Genomic DNA, 23,918 nt, shown 5'->3' on the forward strand with positions numbered 1-23,918 from the left:
GGTATCTATTCGCCTTCAATACCCATAATTGCACGTACCTGCTCTGGATATTCGCGTAACTCATGTTCTTTTAAAATCGCTAGGCGATAGGCATTCTGAATATCGCCGCTGATTTCGGAGCCAATATTACGCTGAACAACGTCAAGAATTTCACCCGCCAAACCATCCGAGTTGGGCGTAATCGCGTCCAAACGTGCGATTGTGTAAGTCAACGGCCGTCCGCCAGACCCGCGGGCGAGGTCACCGACATTTGCCTTCAACAAGTCAACAACGACTTGGCCAGCGATATCGCGTGGCGGTTGCGCGCGCGAAATACCGCGATCCTGCAGATCAGCGGCACTGCCAAGCTCCTCTGCAATGTCTTCTAGGCTGCGACCGTCGCGGACTTCTTGTAGAATCTCCAATCCGCGAGCGTTTAACGCCGTCTGGATTTGTTCATTTTTCCAAGCGGTCAAGACATTGTCTCTGACCTCAGAGAGGGGACGAACGGTACTATCAATCACATCCGTCACGCGGAATGACACATATCCCTCTTGCGCGGTTGGATAGATGTCCGTGTCAAAACCGATGTCTTCGGTAAAGATCAGACGCAGCAGTTCATCATCCTGAGCAATACCGGGGATGTTGGCAGAGCCGTTCATGACTAAGCCGTCGCGCGTTTTGCCAACGCGATCAATATGGTCATAGCTCTCCATTGGAAGGTTTAGCGCTTCCGCAATCGTCTCGAGAGTTTCTCCGTTGAGGAGACGTTCGTCGAGAGAGTCACTGATTTCGAAGATTTTTCCTTTTGCGCGATCCAGTCCAATTTCGCGTCGAATTTGGGCTTCGACTGATGCAAAGCGTGGCGTCGTTGCGGCCGTGACATTGGAAACGAAAACGGCCTCCCAGCTACCCAAGCTATTCTCGCTGGCCTTGGCTTCACCTTCGGACAATGAGAAAGCCGTCGCATCGGTAACGGAGTCGAGAAGCTGGTTTTCTTGGATGGCGTCAAAGCGATCTGGCGCCAGAAGGCCAAGCGCTGTGGCAACGCTCTCAGGTTCCTCGCCTGCATTTAGGCGGGTGGCCGCAGCTTTGGCTGTCGCTTCATCGGATGCCGTAATCACGACCACATCTCGTGACGCTTTCGTCCCGATATCGCCGCGCGCAATCCGAGCGTCAAATTCGTTCTGAACGTCTTCTTCGGTGATCTCACCTGCAACGTCAGGCAAAAAACCTGATGGCTCAAGACGGATCATGGTGACTTGGCGATATTCTGGCGCCGTGTAGCGAACGGCATTCGCGTCTAGATAGGCTTGCAAGACATCGTCCTCTGGTGTCTCGGGTGTTGGGACAGCGTCTTTGTTCAATGTGAGTACGGTGGCCTTGCGTTGTTCCGATAGGAAATCAAACTGACGCTTTGCATATCCAGAAGGGGCCTGAATGCCACCGACGATGGCTTCAACCGTTTGGATTCGACGTAAGTCCCGCAGGGTGTCTTCTTCAAATTTTTTGACCGAGTAGCCATTTCGCAATCCGCCGAGGGCTTGCTCGAGCCGTTCGCGAGAAAATTGCCCTGTCACGTTGGATTGAAAGGCAGGTATCGATTCGATGTAAGCCTTCGCATCCGCGCGGTTCACACCCACACCCAAATCTTGCGAATCTTTCTCTACCGCTAGCGTGACTTGATATTGGGCTAGTAACTCCTGGTGGATACCTTGTTGGTAGGCCTCTTCGTTTGTGAGGCCTTCACCGCGTTGTGTCGCAATTTCGCGAAGGCGGGTTTGCAGGTCGCGGTTGAAGTCACGTGTCGGAACGCTGGCGTCACCGACACTGATTACGGCATTTCGTACGCCGGGCACAAAAATATCGTTCACGCCCCAGACCGCAAAGGCCAGAACAAGAAGACCAACGAGGATCGCGACAAACGCCCCTCTGATTTTTCCACCGATGGATTGAGCCATGAGATTCCGAAGCCTATTGAGTAAAACGAGCTAAAACTTGGCCCGTCTTAAACACGGCTAACGCGCCTTACAAGGCCGCGTTACGCTTGCAATTCGTGTGTTTTCAGGGTCTTTTGATTTTGAATATCGGAGACCCATGATGCCCCAGACTTTACGCCCGTTAATTGCCGCGAATTGGAAAATGCACGGCGGCTTAAGCTGGACCTCCAAACCCTCAGATTTCGAGGCCATTTATCCATCGTCAGAGCGGCGACATTTGGATGTTCTGATTTGCCCGCCAGCGACGTTACTAGCCTCCATGAATGACGGAGTATTCTTAGGCGGGCAGGATTGTCATGCCGCTGTATCGGGGGCGCACACAGGTGATGTGTCGGCTGAGATGCTAAAAGATGCTGGCGCCACATATGTTATTGTGGGTCACAGCGAACGTCGCGCGGGCGGTGATACAGATGAAGATGTCCATGCGAAAGCCGAGGCCGCAAAACGGGCCGGCCTAATTCCAATCATTTGTGTGGGCGAGACTGAAAGCCAACGCGATGCGGGGCAGGCCGAACATGTTGTCTCTGAACAAATTAAAGCCAGCGTGCCAGATATCGCAAATTATGTCATAGCGTATGAACCCGTCTGGGCGATTGGCACGGGAAAGACTGCGACACCCGATGATGTCGATGAAATGCACAACGCCATTCGGGCTCAGGTGGGGCCAGATGTTCAGTTGCTTTACGGAGGGTCCGTCAAACCCGCCAATGCTGAAAGTTTGCTGGCGTTGAAAAACGTCAATGGTGCGTTAATTGGCGGCGCTGGTTTGGAAATGGAAAGCTTGGCAGCAATCGCCAGAGCCGCGCCGAAATAGGCGCGCGTCAGTTAGAGCTTAACAAACAGGGTTAACCAAGCGTCAACGCCTTGCTGGCAATCATTGGACAACGATTCGAAACTTGTCGGATTTGTCTGAAGTGATTGCCTTGCGAGGATACCATGCGTTTTTTGACGGCCGCCCTTTTCACAACGATTTTATCGGCGCCCGCATTTGCGGCCGATTTGGGCATGTATCGTCCGGGAACACCTTATAGCAGCTCTGTCGCGGCGGGCGCTGATGTGTGTGACAATCAATGCGCAGGGGATGCCCAATGTCGTGGCTGGAACTACGTCAAACCAAATCCGCGCGCGGCTGGGGTTTGCGAGTTTTTGTCATCCGTTTCTGCGCCGATTTCATCCCAAATTTCAATCTCGGGCGAGAGCCAAAGCGCCGCGCCTTTCTCGACGCGTGTCACACAGGGCGCAACAAATACCGTAAGAGTAGGGACCACAGTAACGCCGCGCACGAACTCGGTCAAAGTTGGTCAAACGCCTTCGGGTCGCCGCATTGTGCGCCAGGCGCCAAGCCAACAGATCGCGCCGCAGACTGCGAGCACGCGCCCAATTCAAGATATGAGCCTCACCGCTCAACAAAATCGGTATCGACAGGGGCAAGCACCAGTCAAACAACCGATGACGACGCGAGGCCAACCCGTCCCGCCACAGCCAACGCGCCAAATGTTCCGTCCAATTCTTGACGCTCCCGCGCCGCAGCAAGCCCCCATTTCACAGCAGACCCCTCGGCCACAGCAAGCGTATGCACCACAGCGTCCGGTCGCGGCACAACCACAGCCGCAATATGACCCGCGTCATGCTGCAACCCAGCGCCGAGCAACGGGACCGCGCAATATAGCGCCAAGAAGCAATCCTCGGGGTATTCAACACCCCATGTCGTCAATGGGCCAGCCCGCTGCGCCGCATCCGCAGTCTTCTCGCCCGCCGATCGGACAGCCTATCCCCGCGCCTCACGCCATGCAGTCACAAGCTATGCCGCCCCGTGCGATGCAAAGCCGCGCTACCACACCTTCTCAGCGGGTTGCGCAGCTGACGGCGCAGTCGCGAGAACAAGCCCAGCTACCGTCGGTGGGACAATCCATTCCGCCCCAAGGTCCGATTGCGCTCAGCCCAGAGCAAGCCCGACGCAGTCTGTTCGGCCGTTTAAATGATGATGTAAAGGCGCCTGAGAACACGCCTCAAGATATGCCAATCGTGACGGCCGTGCCGAGCAAACCTGTGACGCAAGAGGCGTTGAGTTCGCCTTATGGCGACCTACTAGCTGGCGGACGCTAGGCGTTTCTTAAACCAGTAAGACAATCCAGCCGTGATCGCTTTGAATGAGAGGCGAAACCAGCCAAACATCACGAAGATGACGAAGCAAACCGTTAGTGCCGTTAAAAGGGCTTCAGATGTCAACGTGACGTCATAGCGGAACAGAGCCAGCGTTTGTGCGCCGCCAGAAAAGGCCGCGATCATTGCCAGGAATATCCAGACGCCCACCCAGTAAAAACGGATTAATTCGTCTTTTTGCTTGAACGCAGTAACCGGGATAAAAAACAGTGTGACGAAGGCCAAGGTGATGGCGAACATGATCAATCCGGGTAATACGTGTATCAGCATGAAACGGGTCTCCGGAGTAGGGTTAAGTCTACTCCAGCTGTTTCAATTGCTGTGCCAGTCTGTCAAAAATCTGGTCGTCCGATAAAGGAGTGGATTAAGCGCGCTCTTTCGTCGTCAGAAAGCGAAGCTCTGGATTTTTCTCCTGAGCATATCCGACATCCCAAGAAGATTTCGCGAGAAACACAGGTGCGCCGTCGACATCTGTACCCGTCGTCATCATGTTCTTGTCAACAAAGGCTTTGATCAAAGCCTCGTCATCCGCGGCAATCCAGCGCGCGGTTTGGTAGGGCGGGGCCTCGAAAGTCACCTCTAATCCATATTCGGTTTTGATACGCTCGCGCATAACGTCGATCTGTAGCGACCCCACCGCGCCAACAATCATGTCGGAGCCAAAGTTTGGTTTGAACAATTGCGTTACGCCTTCCTCTGCGAGGGACTCGAGAGCCTTGCGAAGATGTTTGGCTTTCAACGGGTCTTTCAATTGGGCGCGGCGCAAAATTTCAGGTGCAAAGTTTGGAATACCCGCAAATATGATCTTGCCGCTCTCGGAGAGGCTATCGCCGACCCGTAAGGCCCCGTGGTTTGGGATGCCGATAACGTCGCCCGCATAAGCATTCTCGGCCAGTTCGCGGTCTTGAGCGAAAAACAAGATCGGATTGTGGACGGAAACGGTTTTTCCCTCTGCTGTTTTCAATTTCATACCGCGTTTAAACTCGCCAGAACACATCCGAAGGAAAGCCACGCGATCTCTGTGGTTCAGGTCCATATTCGCTTGAACTTTGAAAACAAAACCCGCGACTTCCTTACTGGTTGGCTTAATCATGACCGATTGGCCCGCTTTCTTCGCCGCTTCAGCTTGTGGTTCAGGGCATAATTCGGCGAGGGCGTTAATGAGTTCCAACACCCCAAATTTACGTAGCGCACTCCCGAAATAAACAGGTGTCATATGTCCTTCGCGGAAAGACTGCTCGTTAAAGTCGGGATATTCCTTTGCGAGTTCTTGTTCTTCCATGAATTCGTCGAAGAGGTCGTCATTGTTAAACATGGCCTGAATGCTGTTCCCGTCGACTTGCGTCATCACATGCTCGCCGCCATCTTCGGGTTTGACGAAATGTAAGAACGCGCCAGTCCGAAGGTCTGCGACCCCTTTAAAGCGGCGGCCAGAGGCGGCAGGCCACTGCATTGGCACGACGTCGAGCGCGAGTTTGTCTTGGATTTCAGCGATGATCTCAAATGTATCGCGGCCTTCGCGGTCAAGCTTGTTGACGAAAGTAATGATCGGAATGTCGCGCAGGCGGCAGACTTCGAATAGCTTCAGCGTTTGCGGCTCAATACCTTTGGCGACATCGAGCACCATAACGGCGCAATCGGCGGCCGTAAGCGTGCGATAGGTGTCTTCGGAAAAGTCTTCATGGCCCGGCGTGTCGAGCAGGTTGAAAATCAGGTCCTTATGCTCAAATGTCATCACAGAGGAGCTGACGGAAATCCCACGTTCTTGTTCGATTTTCATCCAGTCAGATTGGGTGCGGCGGGCTTCGCCCCGCGCAGCGACCTTACCGGCTTGATGGATCGCGCCAGCTGCCAAGAGCATATTTTCCGTCAGTGTTGTCTTACCCGCATCAGGGTGAGAGATGATCGCAAACACGCGACGACGTTTAGGTTCGATTTCAATAGCCTTGGACATAGGCGCGCAGATAGGCGGCGGCGCCCGTCGGGGCAAGTAAGAAGGTGAGCCTCGTCCCATCAAGTGGGGATTTGGTGTTTCGACACTCAACTTCGCTGTGGACATGCAGCTTTAGGATTGTCACTCATCCAGTCTATGACCGCATTGAGTGAGACACAATTTGAAGCCGCGAAATTAGCCGCCAAGGCGCTGGATCGTGCCGCTGGCGACATGCGGGTCCTGACGTCATTAGAATGGGACGGCGATATGCGTCGTCGATTTCTGGGGCAGGGCATAATGCCTGATCCCCAATATGCAGAAATCGACACGTCATCGGCGCGCGAGGCGATTGATTATGCGAAGCAGCAGATCGATGGCGATCACGTCGTTATGCAATGGCTAGGACGCTTGTGTTCGACGCTCGAAACAACGGCAAACCTAATCGAAACGCGAGGCACACCAGAATTTTTCGACCATTCAGCGCAGCTTTACGGCCGGCCGACCCGTTTCATGTTGGATAAGAAAACGCGGGTTTTGGACTTAGCCCATCATATGGACGCGACCTTAGACGGGATCGACTTCGATCATTTAGTGCTGGAGGGTGCGCAGGATGAACTAGATGCTGACGCTTTTGCACTGGCATTGGGAGGTCGAATTTCTGACTATTTCGGTGAGGACGGACCAGAGGTTATTGTCTCCGAAGAGGTCTCCGCGAAAGCTGCGGCAACATCCAGCCGTATCCGCGTTCGGGCAGATGCGGGGTTCACATCGCGTGATATCGAGCAATTACTGCATCATGAAGCCCTGATTCATTCCGCGACGGGTTTGAACGGGAAACAGCAAGATAACTTTCCGATTTTAGGGCGAGGGCATCCGGGCACGACCGAAATTCAAGAGGGTTTAGCCGTCTTTGCTGAAATCATCACCGGATCAATGGACCCGCGCCGCTTTCGGCGGCTGTCACGTCGGGTCATTGCCATTCAGATGGCCATTGATGGCGCTGATTTTAAAGAGGTTTTCGACTATTTTGACGATCAGATTGATGATCGAGAACAAGCCTATGAAAACGCGAGACGAATTTTTCGTGGCGGCGTGATTTCGGGTGGCGCGCCCTTCACAAAAGACATGGTTTATTTGAACGGATTGCTCCGCGTTCACAATTTCATCCGCACGGCAGTGAAGCTGCGACGCTCCGATTTAATCCGCGTTCTTTTTGTCGGGAAACTCGATATTGAGGATATCCCAGCGCTCGCACAACTTGCCAGCAAAGGGCGGATACAGCCGCCAAAGTTCATGCCGCCTTGGGCCAGCGACCTCCGCTTTCTGGTCAGCTACATGGCTTATTCAGCCTTCCTGAACCAAGTCAAAATGCCTGGTTTCCAAACCTACTATGAGCAGGAATTAAACGAAGTGCCATCTGTATGGGGCTTTGCAGGCCGCTCGGCTGATAGTGCAGCAAGCGGTCGCGACATATTGGATTTTGAAGCGACTTAGCGGCCTGCGAGAGCCACCTAGCTCTCGCGACGTGTGAGGAACGCCAAGCGTTCAAAAAGATGCACGTCTTGCTCGTTTTTGAGCAAGGCTCCGTGAAGCGGTGGGATCATCTTCTTCGGGTCGGCTTCCTTGATGATCTCTGGATCGATATCCTCAACCAGCAAAAGTTTCAGCCAATCGAGCAATTCTGACGTCGAGGGTTTCTTCTTGAGACCAGGCATCGCACGAACTTCGAAGAAGCGTTTCATCGCCGCAGACAGCATACGTTGCTTAATGTCAGGGAAATGGACTTGGACGATTTTCTCCATCGTCTCATCATCTGGGAACTGAATGTAATGGAAGAAACAGCGGCGCAGAAATGCGTCGGGCAGGTCCTTTTCATTATTCGACGTGATGATGATAATTGGACGCTGCTTCGCCGTGATCGTTTCACCCGTTTCATAGACAGAAAACGCCATCTTATCGAGTTCATGCAAAAGATCGTTTGGAAATTCGATATCGGCCTTGTCGATTTCGTCAATCAGCAGGATCGGGCGAACATCCGATTCGAAGGCTTCCCAAACTTTGCCTTTTCTGATGTAGTTTTTGATGTCGTGGACCCGGTCATCGCCCAATTGCGAATCGCGCAGGCGCGCAACGGCGTCATATTCATACAGCCCCTGTTGGGCCTTTGTCGTTGATTTCACATTCCATTCAATGAGTGGCGCGCCGAGGCCCTTGGCGATTTCATGTGCCAAAACGGTTTTACCCGTGCCGGGTTCGCCTTTGATCAAAAGGGGACGCTCTAGCGTGATCGCTGCGTTTACAGCCATTTTTAGGTCATTCGTTGCGACGTAATTGTCGGTGCCGTCAAATCTTGCCATCGTGGCCTCCAGAATCTTTGGCGTCGTTTTACGGTATCCATCCATGGGGGCAAGCGAACAGCACTGAATATCGGTATTTGAAATTTTTGTGACCTCTGCCAAATGCACTTGCTGGATTTTGAACTCACGGTTATGACCGCGCGAAATCGTGAAGCTAGCACAACTGTGAAAACACAGGTGCGAGAGACACGCAGTATTTGGAAAATAGGGGATGCTATGACCAAGGCGGCTAGAAAAACTGTGAAACTTCCTAAGGGCTATGTGCCGACGGAAGACGAAAAATTCATGAACCCAAAGCAACGTGAGTATTTTCGTCAAAAGCTTTTGGCTTGGAAAGCCGATATTGTCGAAGAAACCCGCAACACGGTTGAATACCTCAAGGGCGAGAATGTCTCGCATCCAGATCCTGCAGATACGGCCACGGCCAATGCGGATCGCCAGTTGGAGCTATCCACGAAAGATCGCCTACGCAAGCTGAGCAGCCAAATTGATAAAGCCCTCGCGCGGATTGAGGCCGGGACTTACGGATATTGTGAAGAAACCGGTGATCCGATCCGGTTAAAGCGTTTGGATGCACGTCCGATCGCAAAGCTGTCGATCGAAGCGCAAGAAATGCACGAGCGTAGTGACAGCCTGAAAGCGGGTTAGGCTTCAACGTCACCTCGAAAGAAAAAAGCCGGAGGCTCTCGCCCCCGGCTTTTTTTATGCACGATGTTTTGGGGCGCTATCCAGCCTTTGCCTCGGCAATATATAGATCGACTTGCTCTTCCATAATGCTCAAGGGGACGGGACCCGTGGCCAAGATGGCATCGTGGAAATCACGAATGTCGAACTTATCGCCGAGTTCGGCTTTGGCGCCTTCGCGTAGCTCCAGAATTTTATTCATGCCAATTTTATAGGCTGTCGCCTGACCCGGCATCACGATGTAGCGCTCAATTGCTTTCAAGCAGTCAGACTCGGGGTTTGGCGTATTTGTCATCAAATAGGCGGTGGCTTCCTCACGCGTCCATTTTTTGTCGTGTAAGCCCGTGTCGACGACCAGACGCGCGGCGCGCCAAAGTTCCATCGCCAAGCGGCCGGAGTCCGAATAGGGGTCCTGATAAAGCCCCATCTCTTTAGGTAAATATTCGGAATATAGCCCCCAACCCTCTGAATAGGCTGTGAAACGTCCATATTTCCGGAAAGATGGAATGCCTTCCAGCTCCTGGCTAATTGATAGCTGCATGTGATGTCCCGGAATACCTTCGTGATAGGCAAGGGCCTCCATTTGATACACAGGCATGGCGTCCATCCGGTAAAGGTTGGCGTAATAAATGCCGGGGCGCGTCCCATCTGGGGCAGGGCGGTTGTAGAAGGCTTTGCCCGCAGCTTTTTCGCGGAAGGCTTCGACAGCCCGAACCTCTAGCTCCGCTTTTGGCAGGCGGTTAAAGACTTCCGGCAAACGCACTTTCATGTCGTCGATAAATTTGGTGGCCTCTTTCAAATAGGCGGCTCGTCCGCGCGCCCCTTCTGGCTTAAAGAACTGGGAGTCCGTTCGCGTGAACTCAAAGAATTCCTGCAGTGTGCCGTCAAACTCGACTTGTTTCATAATCTCGCGCATTTCCGAATGGATACGGTCAACTTCGGATAGGCCGAGTTCGTGAATTTCAGTGGCAGACATATCTGTGGTCGTCATGACCTCAAGTCGGGCACTGTAATAGTCTCCACCGTCAGGCAGTTTCCAAGCGCCATCGTCGGATGATGAAAGTGGTTTTTGACGCTCCATCTCAGCGATGATGCGCTCATATGCAGGGGTCAGGTCATTGACGATGGCCGCAATTGCGCGTTCGTAAAGTCCGGTGCGTGTCGGCTCGTCCAAATCTAGCTTTTCAACTTTCTTCTTAAAGTCACCCAGCAGAAGATTGAGGTCTTCACTCTCAGCGTCATTTGGGTTGCCCGCGATGATGTTTCGGGAGCTTTCAATCACGAAATCATAGACGAATGTTGGCGGGGCGATGCCTTTTTCAAATTTAGCTTTGGCTTGACGGGTGTATTCATCCAACGGCACATCGATTGTTTCAAGACGCGTCAGGTAGTTCTCTGCATCCTCCAAATCGTTGATCTTGTGATTGTTCATCAAAAATGTGGGAAGTGAAGAATGGGCGCCGCGCATTTGCGTATAGGTGTACTGATGATCCCACCATTCGCGACCGGCCAGAGCGTTGTCAGCATTTTTCTCGAACAAACGGTAAGAAAGCTGCCCGTCTGCATCCAACGCATCATAGTCAAATAACTCGCGCATTTCGGCAAGGTCTTCCCGGGTGCGGTCGAGTTGCTCTAACGCATAAGCGCGGCTGGGGTCATTCCACTCGTCTTGGCGTTCATCAATTCCAAGTGACGTCAGTTGCTGCGGATAAGCTCGAACGCTCTCCATGAAGCGATCCTCAAACCAAGCATTGAGACGGGCTTTCTCTGTCGCGGCTGTCGTCGTCGTGTCAGTTGTTTCAACATTGGCTTTGGGTGTCGGCGCCTCGGTAGCAGGCGCACATGCGCCAAGGACAAACAGAGAGGCGAGAATAAGCGTATGAGGGGCGATGCGTCGCATTAGTTAGTCTCCGATTTTGTATCTTGAATATAAGCGTCTACGAGTTCTTCCAGCACGCTTAGCGGTACTGAACCATTCGCAAGGACCGTATCATGAAAACGGCGAATGTCGAATTGATCGCCGAGTTCGGACTCGGCTTTCTTCCGAAGCTCTTCAATTTTAAGTTTTCCGATCATGTAAGCCGTCGCTTGGCCAGGCCACACAATATAGCGGTCAATCTCTGCGCGAACATCACCTTCCGGATTAGGGATATTGTCGAGGTAATATTGGACCGCTTGTTCTCGGTCCCACTTTTTGGCGTGGATGCCTGTGTCGACCACAAGGCGTGCGGCTCGGAATATCTCCATGCCAAGCTGACCAAATTCTTTGTAGGGGTCTGTATAAAGCCCGATCTCTTTGGGTAGGGCCTCGGAGTAAAGTGCCCAGCCCTCAATAAAGGCTGTGTGACCGCCCAGCGTGCGAAACTTAGGCAAGCCTTCTAACTCTTGTGCAATTGCGATTTGCATATGATGACCTGGGATGCCTTCGTGATAGGCGAGGGCTTGCATCAGGAATTTGGGCTGATCCGCCATCGATTTCAGATTAACGTAATATGTCCCAGGGCGAGAGCCATCCAGAGCAGGGGAATTATAAAATGCGCCAAATGCGGTGTCTTCCCGGAAAGGTTCGACGCGCTGGACGACCATATTGGCTTTTGGCTTGGTGATGAACATGCCATCCAGCTGCAAGCGCATTTCGTCGATCAAAGCCGTCGCTTCCGCCATATAGGCATCGCGGCCCTCGTCGGTTTCGGGGAAAGTGAATTGTGGGTCCGTGCGCAAGAAGGTGAAGAAGTCTTTCAGGCTACCTTCAAACCCAACGCGGTCCATAATTTTTTGCATTTCGGCTTGAATGCGCGCAACTTCGCTCAGGCCAATTTCGTGGATCTCATCCGCCGTGAGGGCGGTGGTGGTGTAGTGTTTCAGGCGAACATTATAATAATCCGACCCATCAGGAAGTTTCCAAGCGCCATCTTCTGACGATGCTTCGGAGGCGTGACGGTCAAACATTGCAAGTAAAGACAGATAGGCCGGTTGTACGGATGAGAGAAGTGCGTCCTGTGCGTCTGCTAGCAGCGCATCTTTCTCTGACTGCGTTATCTCCAGCGCATTGAATTTTTTTTGAACGTCGGCCCAAAGCGGGCTATCTTCGCCTTCGCTAAAAGGCGCGCCAGTTATTACATTGCGAGAGGCGGCGCTGATCTTGGGATAGACGAATTTTGGCATAGAGACGCCAGCCTTAAATTGCGCCTCGGCGCGCGCTTGGGCTTGCCCCAAATAGGTTTGTACCGCGGTTAAACGCGAAATGTAGGCGCTAGCATCTTCGGCGGTCTTCACGGATTGAAAATTGATCAGAAAGCTTGGAATATTGGAATGCGGGCCAGACATATGGGAAAACACGTAATCGTTTTGCGACACGTCATGGGTCGCAAGGCTATCTTCCATGTCGGCCTCGAATAGACGATAGGACAGGCGGGTCTGTTGATCTAGGCGATCAATATCGAACTCGCGGCGCATTTCGTCCAGCCACGCTTGTGCAAATGCCGCCTCTTCATCCAAAGCCGTCTGGGAAGTGTCGTCCAGTTGATCCTTGCCGTCATCCATGCCGAGATAGGTGCGTGACATTGGGGAGCGCGCTAGGCGCTCTTCATATCGCGCCGCGAACCAGTCATTCAGGCGCTGGCTTTCGGCTTTGATCAAAGATTCGCGCTGCGGAATATCGGCTCCGCTGCCCAAGCAGCCACTCAGCAGGGAAGTTGTACCTATCGATAGCAAAGCTGTCGCAAGCAAAAGTGTCTTTTTCATTGTCAAAAGTCCTCTGAAACGCCCTCAACAGGGCTACTCGAAAATTTGCACGCGTCAAACTGGGAAATCATGCCTAAGGTCGCGTCATGGTAGACATGATTCGCACAGATATGCCCCCCTCGAAAAGCGCGCTCCCACTTTGGGCAGGGGTTTTCCTTGCCTCAGTCGTTCTGATGGGAACCTTAGCCGTGGTTTGGATAGGGCAAGATGAACTGGAAATGGGCGCCTTTATTCTCTTGGCAGGGATCGCAATCGTCGCTGTCTTGGCGTTGATGACATTGATAATCATGGCGCGAAACCGTGGCTTGACAGAACGCCGCAAAGTGCATCGCGACACGCTCTACGCGGGCGCTTTCTATAACAGCCTTGTGCCTTGTCTGATCATCAAGGATGGGAAGGCCGCACACGCTAATCGGGCCTATCGGCAGTTGGCAGAGCAGTTGGGTGCTGAAACGGTTGGCGATACGCCGCCTGTTATAGATCGTCTTTTCACATCAGCGGGCAGTGAAGCGGCGGCAGCAATTTTTCGTTTGCATCATATGACCTCAGGCGTCGAGACCGCCGAAGAAATCATCGATCTGGTGTCGCCAGAGAATGAACTCAAACGCTATCAATTGCGCGTCCAACGTTTGGGGCGCGAGAGCACGCTGTGGCAAGTCGTGGAATCCGACGCCGAAGGCGATGTGGGACATGAAGTTTTAGCCGAAGCGCCCGTCGGATTGTTCACAGTCACGAAAGACGGGCGGGTATTGGCCACGAATGACGTACTTCTGCGGTGGTTGGGCGGCAATAAAGGTGACCTGCCCACAACATTAGCCAGCTTCATTGAAGACCCGAGTGCCCTGTTAGATAGTCCTGCGGAGCCAGGGCGAACTGTGCGCACGGATACACGTTTGATCACGCGCAAAGGCGTCGTGACGCCGACGGTCATGGTCGCGAATTGGCACAAGCTCAGTAGCGGTAATGTCGTCGCAAGCGTGGCGCTTTATGGGCATTCAACGCTATCGCGCGCAGAAGGGGTTCGCACCGAGACGGGTGATGTTGAGATTGCAGCGGAAACTTATGCGGCCGCGCCTCTCGCTGTTCTAAAACTAGATGGCACACGGTTAGGGGATGCCAAGATTTTATCAGCCAATCCCGCCTTTGCCAAGATGACGGATGGTCTTGATGGCGTGGGGCAATCCTTTGCGGAAATTTTTACTGAGAACGACGTTGAGCATAGGTTCCTTAATCAAGATGCGGCGCAGACCTCGCCAGAGGTCCCCTTTGACGGAACATTGAAAACCACGTCTGGCAATGGCTTACCCGTTTCAATTTACATCGTGAGTGACCCGCAGAATCCGACACAATCCCAAGCCTATCTCGTTAATGTGAGCGCGCGGAAAATGCTGGAAGATCAGCTTGTGCAAAGTCAAAAGATGCAAGCCATCGGACAGTTAGCGGCTGGGGTTGCACATGATTTCAACAATCTGCTGACGGCAATCCGCCTGAACACGGACGAATTATTGCAACGTCACCCCGTCGGTGACCCGTCCTATCCTGAACTGCAGAATATCAACACGACGGGCGCGCGTGCTGCGGCTTTGGTCAAAAAACTGCTAACGTTTTCGCGTAAAGCCACACGGCGTATGGAACGGTTGGACGTGACGGACACGCTGTCCGATATGGTGGTAACTCTACGCCAGACCTTGGGCGAGCGCGCACAGCTCAAAATGATACATGCGCGCGGCCTGCCGCCTGTCAATGCGGACAAGTCTCAGATCGATACGGTTCTCATGAACCTCTGCGTCAACGCTCGCGATGCGATGGAAGACCAGGGCGGTGGCACAATCACCATACAATCCTCGCTCTTGCCGAGAACCGCGATCACAGACGTGCACCTTTTGGAGGCGTTAAAGCCAATCCCAGGGGACGACTTTGTCGTGATCAGTGTCGCTGACACGGGGACCGGAATGCCGGATGAGGTGAAGTCGAAAATATTTGAACCTTTCTTCACAACTAAAGAGCAGGGCAAAGGAACGGGACTTGGTCTCGCCACCGTTTACGGCATCGTCCAGCAATCTGGCGGACACCTGACCGTCGACTCCGTCGTTGGTAAAGGCACGACCTTCCGTATCTATCTACCTGCTGCGGGGGCCGCACCCGAGGTCAGTGAGCTTCCCGTGGTGAAAACGCCGCCACCGCCACGCAAACCGTCGGATCTGGCAGGGCAGGGTAACATCCTGTTCGTCGAGGATGAAGCGTCTGTTCGAGGTATTGCCGCTAAAGCTCTGCGCAAGAAAGGCTATCGCGTAATCGAGGCAGAGGACGGGGAGGAAGCTTTAGAAATTTTGGAGGAGACGAAAGTGCCATTTGATCTCATGATTTCAGACGTCGTAATGCCGGGCATGGACGGTCCGACGCTCTTACGCGCGGGTCGAAAACTCTTAGGTGACGCTCGCATCGTATTCATATCTGGATATGCAGAAGAAGAATTTTCTGAACTATTATCGGAAGAACCAGATGTGACATTTTTACCGAAGCCCTTCACTTTTGCGCAACTTGCCGAAAAGGTGAAATCGGAAATCGGAGAAGTGTCTTAAGCGTACCAACGGAATAATACACACGTTCAAATCGATTAAAAGCGCGGTGTTCGGGCTCTAGAAAGTTCGTTAACAAACTGAATTAAAACAAATAAAAAATACGTTCAGCATTTGTTCCATTTCCGCTTGCGGAGTGAGAACAAATGTGAAACAAACTGATCACGGCAGTCCGATTACAGCCGTAACTTTACGATCCGGCGAAGGGCTCCGTCGGTTTTATTGGAGTTGAACTCATGGCGAGAAACAGCACACCTCTTAAAGTCGTCGAAAAGGCGTCAGACAAAAACAAAAGCGCAGCACTGGATGCGGCGCTCTCACAAATTGACCGTGCCTTTGGCAAAAACTCGGTCATGAAATTGGGCGACAAGACAACGATGGACGTTGCCGCGATTTCAACAGGATCCATTGGTTTGGATGTCGCGCTGGGCATAGGCGGTCTACCGAAAGGTCGCGTAATTGAAATTTATGGTCCTGAATCCTCAGGTAAAACAACTCTCACATTGCATGCGATCGCAGAATGTCAAAAAGCGGGCGGCGTTGCGGCCTTTATTGATGCAGAACATGCCCTTGATCCAGTCTATGCCGCTAAATTGGGTGTGGACGTGAATGAGCTGCTGATTGCGCAGCCTGATACAGGTGAGCAAGCGTTAGAAATCGCTGACACGCTCGTACGGTCTGGTGCCGTGGATATTCTTGTCGTTGATTCGGTTGCCGCTTTGACACCTCGCGCTGAACTTGAAGGCGATATGGGTGACAGTCTCCCGGGTCTGCAAGCTCGCCTTATGAGCCAAGCGCTACGGAAACTAACGGGTTCGATTTCGAAGTCGGGTTGTATGGTGATCTTCATCAACCAAATTCGGATGAAAATCGGCGTAATGTATGGTTCGCCAGAAACCACAACAGGCGGTAATGCGTTGAAATTCTACGCGTCTGTGCGTCTCGACATCCGCCGTATTGGCGCGATCAAGTATCGGGACGAGGTTATTGGTAACCAGACACGGGTCAAAGTGGTTAAGAACAAAGTGGCGCCGCCGTTCCGTCAAGTCGAATTTGATATCATGTATGGCGAAGGTATCTCCAAGACGGGCGAAATCATCGATCTTGGCGTGAAGGCCGAGGTTGTTGAGAAATCAGGGTCTTGGTACTCTTATGGCGATGAGCGCATTGGCCAAGGTCGCGAGAATGTACGTAAGTTTCTTCTGGAAAACCCAGAGATGGCTGACGAGATCGAGCGTAAAATTCGGATGAATGAAGGCCTCATCGAAGAAGAATTGCTGATGCCTAAGTCTGAGCGAATTACAGATGAAGGGGAAGAGCCGAAATTGGGCCTTGGCGCCTAGGAACTGATAGATTTTGAATTTGGGATTGTCTTCTCGCCAATCCCAAGTTTGATGATTGGAAAGTGACGGAAGCCATGTTTTTAGAAGCCCTATAATTGGTTTCTGGTCTCGTCCCCGCTGTCCCCGCAGTTAGAGACCTCACATTCTGATCAAAAGAGCGCTTGGCACTGTCAGGCGCTCTTTCTATATGTGCCGTCCGCATTATGGATTTTTCGCATGACATCACTCGCTGACATTCGCTCCCAATTTTTGAACTTCTTTGATGGAGCGGGACATACGATCGCGCCGAGCTCTCCGCTTGTTCCCGATAATGACCCAACGTTGCTTTTTGTGAATGCGGGTATGGTCCAGTTCAAGGACTGGTTCACGGGGGCGCTCTCGCCTGATTTCCCACGGGCTGCGACGTCCCAAAAATGTGTCCGCGCTGGCGGCAAACACAATGATTTGGATAATGTTGGCTACACAGCGCGCCACCATACGTTTTTTGAGATGCTCGGAAACTTTAGCTTTGGGGACTATTTCAAGGCCGAGGCAATCGAACACGCGTGGAAACTAATCACCGAGGAATTCGGACTGCCGAAGGAAAAATTACTCGTCACTGTGTATCACACTGATGATGTCGCCTTTGATCTTTGGAAAAAAATTGCTGGGCTACCGGATGATCGTATCATCCGCATTGCGACCGACGATAACTTTTGGGCCATGGGCGAAACGGGTCCTTGTGGCCCCTGTTCGGAAATCTTCTTTGACCACGGCGCCGACATTCCAGGCGGTCCGCCAGGATCGCCCGATGAAGATGGTGATCGGTTCATTGAAATTTGGAATCTGGTTTTCATGCAATATGAGCGCCGGACAGATGCGGGTGGCAAGATTGTACAAATTGACCTACCGAAGCCGTCTATTGATACGGGCATGGGCTTGGAACGCACAGCGGCGATTTTGCAAGGCAAGCACGACAATTACGATATAGACCTATTCCAAACTTTGATTGGGGCCTCCGTTGATTTGACGGGCGTGAAGCCTATTGGCGATGCGAAGTTCAGCCATCGCGTGATTGCGGATCATCTGCGGAGCTGTTCATTCCTCATGGCAGATGGTGTTTCACCATCAAACGAGGGGCGCGGTTATGTCTTGCGTCGCATCATGCGCCGCGCGATGCGTCATGCGCATCTGCTGGGCGCGAAAGATCCGTTGATGCACCGTTTGGTTCCGACTTTAGTTGCTGAGATGGGCGGCGCTTATAATGAGCTGAAACGTGCACAGGCCAATATCGAAGCCGTCTTCGAGCAGGAAGAAGTCCGTTTTCGCCGCACATTGGGACGCGGCACAGCCTTGTTGGAAACCGCGACGGAAGGTCTGCAAGCGGGCGATAAGCTTGACGGCCGTACCGCGTTCAAACTCTATGACACCTACGGCTTTCCACTCGACCTCACACAGGATGCTTTGCGGGCCAAAGGAATCGAAGTGGATCAGGCTGAATTTGATGCCGCGATGAGTGAGCAACAGGAACAATCGAAAGCTGATGGCGGGAAATTTGCGGGCGCAGGTACAGAAGACGTGTTTAAAGCTGTGCGGGAAGCCAGCGGCCCAACCGCGTTCACTGGCTATGATCATCTCACGGCCGACCACGCCATCGTGGCTTTGTTGCAAAACGATGACTCGGTTGATTCCGCTGAGACAGGGGACATTGTCTTCATCACACGCGAAACACCATTCTATGCTGAATCGGGCGGTCAAGCGGGCGATAAGGGCGTTGCTACTTTTGAAAATGGCGCTCGGGTAGAAATCACAGATGTCCAAAAGCGGGCAGGCGATCTCCACGCGCATATCGGGACCTTGTCGGGTTCGGTGAAGCTTGGCGATATTGCTCATCTTGCGGTCGACGCGGACAATCGAGAGCGCACGAAGCGTAATCATTCGGCCGCGCATTTGCTGCATGAGGGGTTACGGCGCGTCTTAGGCGAACATGTGGCCCAGAAGGGCCAAATGGTCGACGGAGAGCGCATCCGCTTTGACATCAGCCACGGCGCCGCGATTACGCGAGAGGAACTGGCCAAAGTCGAAGACGAGGTGAACGCGATCATCCAGCAGAACGTTGCGGCTGAAACGAAACTCATGAATCCAGATGAAGCGATTGCGGCAGGGGCCGTGGCGTTGTTTGGCGAAAAATACGGCGATGAAGTTCGCGTATTGTCGCTCGGCAACCCTTTGGATGATAGCCCAAAGGCTTACTCCGTGGAGCTTTGCGGCGGTACCCACGTCGCCCGTACGGGTGATATTTCACTCTTCAAAATTACAGGTGAAGGCGCGGTGGCCGCAGGTATTCGTCGGGTTGAAGCTGTGTCAGGTGAAGCTGCACGTCAGTACCTCGAAAGCCAAGCTGGCCTCACACGTCAGGCCGCTGATTTGTTTAAGTCAAAGCCCGAAGACGTTCCGGCGCGGATTGAGGCCTTGATGGCAGACCGCAAACAGCTTGAGAAAGATCTGTCGGAAGCGAAAAAGCAGCTCGCTTTGGGTGGTGGAGGCGCGGCCTCTGGACCCGAAGACATCAACGGGGTCAAATTCTTAGGCCGCGTTCTTGATGGCGTTTCAGGCAAAGATTTGCGGTCAATGTTGAATGAACAATTGGACCAGATTGGGTCTGGCATTGTGGCCTTTATTGCGCGTGATGGCGGAAAAGTGGCCGTCGCTGTGGCTGTCTCCGATGACGTTCAGGCGACACACTCCGCGTCTGATTTGGTCAATAAGGGCGCGGCAGAAGTCGGCGGTCGTGGGGGCGGTAAGGCCGGCATGGCCCAAGCTGGCGGCACCCAACCCGAAAATGCGGAGGCCGCATTAGAGGCGATCCGCGCGGCGATCTGATCTGGTGGATAAGCCGCTTTACATTGATAAGCGGCTATCCGTTCCGCCACATGCGATTGAAACGACGGCCATCCGCGCCTCTGGTCCGGGTGGTCAATCGGTGAATAAGACGAACTCGGCTGTTCAACTTCGATGTGATTTGAACAGCTTTCATATTCCCGAAACTTACCGTCGCCGCATTGCTCGTTTTCGCGATGGGCGGATTACGGAAGAAGGTGTGATCGTCATCAAGGCACAAAACCACCGCAGTCAGGCCCGCAATTTGGAAGACGCAATTCGTCGCCTGCAATCACTATTGCGCAAAGCTATTCATGTGGATCCCGTCCGTATCAAAACCCGCGCCAGCTATAGCAGTCAACAACGCGCCGTAAAAAAATCAAAACGACGTAGTGAAATCAAAGGCTTGCGTGGAAAAGTTAAAGACTGGTGATCTGGGTCTCGACCCAAGCCTAAATGCTCAAATCCATCAGATTATAGTCTAGCAAATCCGCCTGCGCCGCGGCGTCCCAAATGAATTCATCCTGTTTGGCCGCAAGCGGCGCATAGCTATAAGGCGTTTCATCGGGGAAACGGGCTTTGCGCGCGGCAATGGCCAATCCCATGACTTTGGAGCGTTCAGCGATGAAGGCGTCGTCAAAGGTTGCGGCTTCCGCATGAATGCCGGCGCCTTTGACGTTGAGTACAGATGATCGGCGGTGAAAGCCAAAATTCGCCGTGACGCGGGTTTCATACCCCGTGTTGGCAAAAGACCCATGCACCAATTGGCGATTATTGATCACGACATCACCAGCATTACAGATGATCGGCAGGGCTTGGGGCAGGCGTTCTGTGCCCGCGTCCGCCACGAGTTTCGTGATATCAATTCGGCCGTCTTTATGCGTGCCCGGGATAACCCAAACGCCATTGACCGCTGTGCTGCCGTAGATTTGACCCATGAGGTTAAATCCGTGAATGTTCTCGTCAAAGTCGGGGCTGTCCCAATGCGTGTCGCCGTCCTGATGCCACGACACCGCTGCGCCGAGCCCGGCTTCTTTGATGAAGAGGCCTTCGTGGAAGGGGGTGAAATCCTCGCCATTTATAGTCTCAACGACTTTCAGCAAGCCGGGATGAGCGTAGAGCCGCAAACAAGCCGGCGAGAACTGCAGAGACCCCGCAAGATAAAAAGGCGACGCTGCGGGTGCATCGGCTTTGGCTTTGGGCTCGAAGAGTTTGACTTGGTGACGGCCATTGGCCAGCGCCGTACCCCCCAAAGGGTCAGACAAAGGCTTGGCCCATTGCAACGCCATCGCCTTATTCCGAGAGCCAATTGCGGGGCGGCCCTGAGCGTCAGTGTCCGCGCCCATATGTGTCGGGTAATTGGCGCGTATGGCGTCCAAATCGGCTTTCAGATCCGCAACCTCTTCATCGCTCAAGGCGTTTTCAAAAATATAGAACCCATATTTAGAGTAGGCGGCCAGAATGTCGGGGTGAACCTCGCCTGCCTCGTCAAAACGGAGCGGACCCCGATTGGGCAGGGCGAGTGCGCGGGCTTGTCCCTCGATCAAATAGGTGCGGACGGCATCTGCATCTTCGCCATAATGGGCGGCGCACGCCTCGATAGAGCGGCTAATATCCTGAACCATGCTGCAGTTTCCCCGATGTTGTTTTTCAACACGCTAGGGCGAAGCGTTCAAAATGGCAAATACAGGCGCGAATGCCGTCCCGTCGCAAATATTGGGACCTATTGCGCTCGGAATGCACTCACGGCAGTGGCGAGCTCAAACATTAGCTCCGTCGCGCGATCTGGCGAGAGATAAGCGCCTTCAAACCCATTTTTGACCAATTGCACGATTTCCTCTTGGGTGAGGTTAAGGGCGTCGGCGGTTTGGATGTAATTATCGTTCAGATATCCGCCGAAATAGGACGGATCGTCGGAATTGACGGTCGCTTTCAATCCCATTGCCAACATCGTTTTCAACGGGTGGTCGGTCAGATCATCGACGACGCAGAGTTTGAGGTTGGAGAGCGGACAGACGGTCAGAACCATTTGTTCGTCGACCAATCGTTTAACCAAGTCATCATCTTCCAGCGACCGATTGCCGTGATCAATGCGATCAACTTTCAACAGGTCGAGCGCTTCATAGACATATTCTGGCGGACCTTCTTCGCCTGCATGAGCAAAAAGTTTCAGCCCCATTTCGCGCGCTTTGGCAAAGACGCGTTCAAATTTTGACGGCGGATGGCCCAGCTCGGACGAATCCAATCCCACACCCATGATGCGATCCAAATAGGGCTCAGCTTGCGCCAAAGTCTCAAACGCAGCCTCTTCTGAAAGGTGGCGCAGGAAAGACAGGATGAGGTGGGACGAGATACCGAAATCAGTCTGCCCTTGGGCGAGGGCGTCCAAGATACCCTCGATCACATCGGAAAAGGCAATGCCGCGATCCGTGTGGCCTTGCGGGTCAAAGAAGATTTCAACATGGCGACAATTATCAGCATGCACGCGTTTCAGATAGGCATAGGTCAGATCATAAAAGTCTTGCTGGGTTTGCAAGACGGACATGCCTGCGTAGTATAGATCAAGAAACTCTTGCAAATTATTGAAATCATACGCCTTACGAATGTCTTCAACGCTGCCATAGGGCAGGGTCACATTATTTCGCTGCGCCAATTCAAACATTTGCTCGGGCTCAAGGCTACCCTCAATATGCAAATGAAGCTCCGCTTTGGGGAGGGCTTTGATGAATCTATGTAGGTCGGTCATGAAGGCTATATGTCGAAATTAATCGCGTATTGCGAGGGCCATAATTTTATTGGCTGAGCGTAAGTTTCTGGCGGTTGTATGAACCCCGAGTGTTTTCTCAACGCCCGCCGCCAGCTTTGATTTCCAAATGCCATTCGGGGCATGCAGATAGAACACGCTGTCTGACAAGGTGTAGGCCTCAGATTCGTGGCACAGGTCTTCGATCCGTTGAACGTCTGCGTCCACAGCGGGAGCCGAGAGAAAAAAGAGGTGCACGTTTTTCGCGGCGGCATCGTCGACGTCGTAGGGGTTCGCCGCAATTGCGGTCTCCATGTCAGCAGAGGTCATGGCGAATGTTGGTACGTCATAATCGAATTGTAGCTTTATCGCGGTGGCAATCATTGCCTTAAGTTCTCCCGCGTCTGCGATTTCCGAATCCAAAACGCAATTGCCGCTTTGGATATAGGTTTTGACGTTTTGACATCCAAGCCCGCCCAACAAGCCCCGCAGGTCAGCCATTTTCAAAACTCGGTTGCCGCCAACATTAATCCCGCGAAGCAGTATGATCCATGTCTTCATCACGTTGGCCTAAATCAGAATTTCTTAAGGTCGAACGACAAATTTAGTTCAATCGTCACGACTTAACCTCACACAATCCATTGAGTTTGTTTGCGGCTTCAGACGCGCCAAATACCTTTATCGAATTTCGCGAAAAATCCTCATCACGTAAATTATTGATCGGCAGTGTTAACTCTAATGGTGAACGTCGACCCTTGTAGTCTTTGTCCAACCACCACTGGCTATATTGGGACAAGGCTTCAAGACGATCAGACTTCCATTCCCTGTACCAAGGCTCATCAGTTATGCGCAAAGCATTGCTTTCCTCCCCTTGGGCAGTCTTGATAGCTACAACCAAACTTAGATTGTTTTTGTTCAAATCTTTCGCTTCTACAAAATCATTCAAATTGTCAAAATACTCTCCATCGCCTTGGGGGTTAATGACGACGACACGAAAATCCTGTTGGTGCGCATTAACCAGCTTTTTTTCGTCATCGGGAAAACTACTAAACAACTTTTCCCTTGATCTGTTGTAGTGCTCACCTTGCTCCGCAGAGCTTTTTAAAATCATGCCCGCTTGTGATTTGGGCCAGAGAAAAACAACGTTCCCAAGCTCTGGCACATTCACATATCCACCAGACCCAGACCAATCATTATTGAAACTATGGGGGGACATACCTTGGAGCTTTCCCGCGTGATAAACACATAATCGGCTAAATCCCTCCGCTGTGTAGATCTCACCGCCACGTTCAAATGACACCTTCATCGCCAGGTCCCAAATTCGGCTATCAGGAAAACCGTCTCTAAACTCCTTAATCGGCTTGCAGGACGCCACGGCTAGTAAAGCGAACAAAGCAAATATTAGTTTTTTCATTGAGCAGTGTCGTCCATTCTACATTCGCCAAGCTCTATGCTTGACCTCTCGAAGACGTATTCTCGTAATAAACTTCAAGAGTCAGAGTGAATCCTAGTAAAAGTCAGCTAATTTTAAGTT

Annotated in this window: 18 protein-coding genes; 8 read left to right on the top strand and 10 right to left on the bottom strand. The window is 52.5% G+C overall.

What is annotated here, in order from left to right:
• Positions 1-5: 5 nt before the first annotated feature.
• Positions 6-1,940, bottom strand: a complete 1,935-nt coding sequence (locus IE073_RS01780) for a peptidylprolyl isomerase (RefSeq protein WP_189580528.1) — start codon at positions 1,938-1,940, stop codon at positions 6-8.
• 139 nt (positions 1,941-2,079) lie between these two features.
• Here IE073_RS01780 and tpiA point away from each other — a divergent pair, with 139 nt between their 5' ends.
• Positions 2,080-2,793 (top strand): triose-phosphate isomerase, encoded by a 714-nt coding sequence (gene tpiA, locus IE073_RS01785; protein ID WP_189583683.1) that lies wholly within the window; start codon positions 2,080-2,082, stop codon positions 2,791-2,793.
• A 122-nt stretch (positions 2,794-2,915) separates the two neighbouring features.
• The gene (locus IE073_RS01790; protein WP_189580531.1) at positions 2,916-4,085 is read left to right on the top strand and encodes a hypothetical protein; all 1,170 of its coding nucleotides are present in this window, start codon (positions 2,916-2,918) and stop codon (positions 4,083-4,085) included.
• Here the strand turns inward: IE073_RS01790 and IE073_RS01795 are convergent.
• A complete protein-coding gene (locus IE073_RS01795; protein WP_189580535.1) occupies positions 4,068-4,412 on the bottom strand; it encodes a hypothetical protein in 345 nt (114 codons plus the stop codon). The genes IE073_RS01790 and IE073_RS01795 overlap by 18 nt on opposite strands.
• 94 nt (positions 4,413-4,506) lie before the next feature.
• On the bottom strand, positions 4,507-6,096 hold the full coding sequence (locus IE073_RS01800) for a peptide chain release factor 3 (protein WP_189580538.1): 1,590 nt from the start codon (positions 6,094-6,096) through the stop codon (positions 4,507-4,509).
• Between the two features lie 135 nt (positions 6,097-6,231).
• Between IE073_RS01800 and IE073_RS01805 the strand changes: the two genes are divergently transcribed.
• Positions 6,232-7,569 carry a peptidase MATCAP family protein gene (locus IE073_RS01805; RefSeq protein ID WP_189580541.1) on the top strand — a complete coding sequence of 446 codons (1,338 nt, stop codon included), beginning with the start codon at positions 6,232-6,234 and terminating at the stop codon, positions 7,567-7,569.
• A 17-nt stretch (positions 7,570-7,586) separates the two neighbouring features.
• Here IE073_RS01805 and IE073_RS01810 read toward each other — a convergent pair whose 3' ends face one another.
• On the bottom strand, positions 7,587-8,432 hold the full coding sequence (locus tag IE073_RS01810; protein ID WP_189580544.1) for an AAA family ATPase: 846 nt from the start codon (positions 8,430-8,432) through the stop codon (positions 7,587-7,589).
• A gap of 216 nt (positions 8,433-8,648) precedes the next feature.
• On the opposite strand from IE073_RS01810, the gene dksA reads away from it, so the two are divergent.
• Positions 8,649-9,080: an RNA polymerase-binding protein DksA gene (dksA, locus tag IE073_RS01815; protein ID WP_189580547.1), complete on the top strand. Its 432-nt coding sequence runs from the start codon at positions 8,649-8,651 to the stop codon at positions 9,078-9,080.
• Between the two features lie 76 nt (positions 9,081-9,156).
• Here dksA and IE073_RS01820 read toward each other — a convergent pair whose 3' ends face one another.
• Together IE073_RS01820 and IE073_RS01825 are read right to left on the bottom strand one after the other, a co-directional pair.
• A complete protein-coding gene (locus IE073_RS01820; protein WP_189580550.1) occupies positions 9,157-11,016 on the bottom strand; it encodes a DUF885 domain-containing protein in 1,860 nt (619 codons plus the stop codon).
• Entirely contained in the window at positions 11,016-12,860 is a 1,845-nt protein-coding gene (locus tag IE073_RS01825; protein WP_189580553.1) for a DUF885 domain-containing protein, read from the bottom strand. The genes IE073_RS01820 and IE073_RS01825 overlap by 1 nt, the downstream gene beginning before the upstream one ends.
• Before the next feature lie 86 nt (positions 12,861-12,946).
• Between IE073_RS01825 and IE073_RS01830 the strand changes: the two genes are divergently transcribed.
• From IE073_RS01830 to arfB, 4 genes are all read left to right on the top strand, one after another.
• Positions 12,947-15,442: an ATP-binding protein gene (locus tag IE073_RS01830; RefSeq protein WP_189580556.1), complete on the top strand. Its 2,496-nt coding sequence runs from the start codon at positions 12,947-12,949 to the stop codon at positions 15,440-15,442.
• A gap of 233 nt (positions 15,443-15,675) precedes the next feature.
• Complete coding sequence (recA, locus tag IE073_RS01835) at positions 15,676-16,782, top strand: recombinase RecA (protein WP_189580559.1); 1,107 nt, start codon at positions 15,676-15,678, stop codon at positions 16,780-16,782.
• 216 nt (positions 16,783-16,998) lie between these two features.
• Positions 16,999-19,644 (top strand): alanine--tRNA ligase, encoded by a 2,646-nt coding sequence (alaS, locus tag IE073_RS01840; protein WP_189580562.1) that lies wholly within the window; start codon positions 16,999-17,001, stop codon positions 19,642-19,644.
• A 4-nt stretch (positions 19,645-19,648) separates the two neighbouring features.
• Positions 19,649-20,074 (top strand): alternative ribosome rescue aminoacyl-tRNA hydrolase ArfB, encoded by a 426-nt coding sequence (gene arfB, locus IE073_RS01845; protein ID WP_233349727.1) that lies wholly within the window; start codon positions 19,649-19,651, stop codon positions 20,072-20,074.
• A gap of 19 nt (positions 20,075-20,093) precedes the next feature.
• Here arfB and IE073_RS01850 read toward each other — a convergent pair whose 3' ends face one another.
• The 4 genes from IE073_RS01850 to IE073_RS01865 all read right to left on the bottom strand — a co-directional run bounded on the left by IE073_RS01850 (position 20,094) and on the right by IE073_RS01865 (position 23,798).
• Positions 20,094-21,266: a phytanoyl-CoA dioxygenase family protein gene (locus IE073_RS01850; RefSeq protein WP_189580565.1), complete on the bottom strand. Its 1,173-nt coding sequence runs from the start codon at positions 21,264-21,266 to the stop codon at positions 20,094-20,096.
• Between the two features lie 98 nt (positions 21,267-21,364).
• Positions 21,365-22,387, bottom strand: coding sequence for an adenosine deaminase (locus IE073_RS01855; RefSeq protein ID WP_189580568.1), 1,023 nt, complete (start codon positions 22,385-22,387; stop codon positions 21,365-21,367).
• A gap of 18 nt (positions 22,388-22,405) precedes the next feature.
• Entirely contained in the window at positions 22,406-22,945 is a 540-nt protein-coding gene (locus tag IE073_RS01860) for a DUF1697 domain-containing protein (RefSeq protein WP_189580572.1), read from the bottom strand.
• Positions 22,946-23,000: 55 nt separating this feature from the next.
• Positions 23,001-23,798 carry a membrane lipoprotein lipid attachment site-containing protein gene (locus IE073_RS01865; protein WP_189580575.1) on the bottom strand — a complete coding sequence of 266 codons (798 nt, stop codon included), beginning with the start codon at positions 23,796-23,798 and terminating at the stop codon, positions 23,001-23,003.
• Positions 23,799-23,918: the final 120 nt, after the last annotated feature.

Origin of the sequence: Litorimonas cladophorae, from assembly GCF_014652455.1 — a bacterium.
GTDB lineage: Bacteria > Pseudomonadota > Alphaproteobacteria > Caulobacterales > Maricaulaceae > Litorimonas > Litorimonas cladophorae.

Coding starts and splice junctions, on each gene's coding strand:
- IE073_RS01820 (WP_189580550.1), bottom strand. CDS start 11,016: ATGCGACGCATCGCCCCTCATACGCTTATTCTCGCCTCTCTGTTTGTC.
- IE073_RS01780 (WP_189580528.1), bottom strand. CDS start 1,940: ATGGCTCAATCCATCGGTGGAAAAATCAGAGGGGCGTTTGTCGCGATC.
- IE073_RS01805 (WP_189580541.1), top strand. CDS start 6,232: ATGACCGCATTGAGTGAGACACAATTTGAAGCCGCGAAATTAGCCGCC.
- dksA (WP_189580547.1), top strand. CDS start 8,649: ATGACCAAGGCGGCTAGAAAAACTGTGAAACTTCCTAAGGGCTATGTG.
- IE073_RS01790 (WP_189580531.1), top strand. CDS start 2,916: ATGCGTTTTTTGACGGCCGCCCTTTTCACAACGATTTTATCGGCGCCC.
- tpiA (WP_189583683.1), top strand. CDS start 2,080: ATGCCCCAGACTTTACGCCCGTTAATTGCCGCGAATTGGAAAATGCAC.
- IE073_RS01855 (WP_189580568.1), bottom strand. CDS start 22,387: ATGACCGACCTACATAGATTCATCAAAGCCCTCCCCAAAGCGGAGCTT.
- IE073_RS01795 (WP_189580535.1), bottom strand. CDS start 4,412: ATGCTGATACACGTATTACCCGGATTGATCATGTTCGCCATCACCTTG.
- IE073_RS01800 (WP_189580538.1), bottom strand. CDS start 6,096: ATGTCCAAGGCTATTGAAATCGAACCTAAACGTCGTCGCGTGTTTGCG.
- IE073_RS01810 (WP_189580544.1), bottom strand. CDS start 8,432: ATGGCAAGATTTGACGGCACCGACAATTACGTCGCAACGAATGACCTA.
- IE073_RS01850 (WP_189580565.1), bottom strand. CDS start 21,266: ATGGTTCAGGATATTAGCCGCTCTATCGAGGCGTGCGCCGCCCATTAT.
- IE073_RS01860 (WP_189580572.1), bottom strand. CDS start 22,945: ATGAAGACATGGATCATACTGCTTCGCGGGATTAATGTTGGCGGCAAC.
- alaS (WP_189580562.1), top strand. CDS start 16,999: ATGACATCACTCGCTGACATTCGCTCCCAATTTTTGAACTTCTTTGAT.
- IE073_RS01830 (WP_189580556.1), top strand. CDS start 12,947: ATGGTAGACATGATTCGCACAGATATGCCCCCCTCGAAAAGCGCGCTC.
- IE073_RS01825 (WP_189580553.1), bottom strand. CDS start 12,860: ATGAAAAAGACACTTTTGCTTGCGACAGCTTTGCTATCGATAGGTACA.
- IE073_RS01865 (WP_189580575.1), bottom strand. CDS start 23,798: ATGAAAAAACTAATATTTGCTTTGTTCGCTTTACTAGCCGTGGCGTCC.
- recA (WP_189580559.1), top strand. CDS start 15,676: ATGGCGAGAAACAGCACACCTCTTAAAGTCGTCGAAAAGGCGTCAGAC.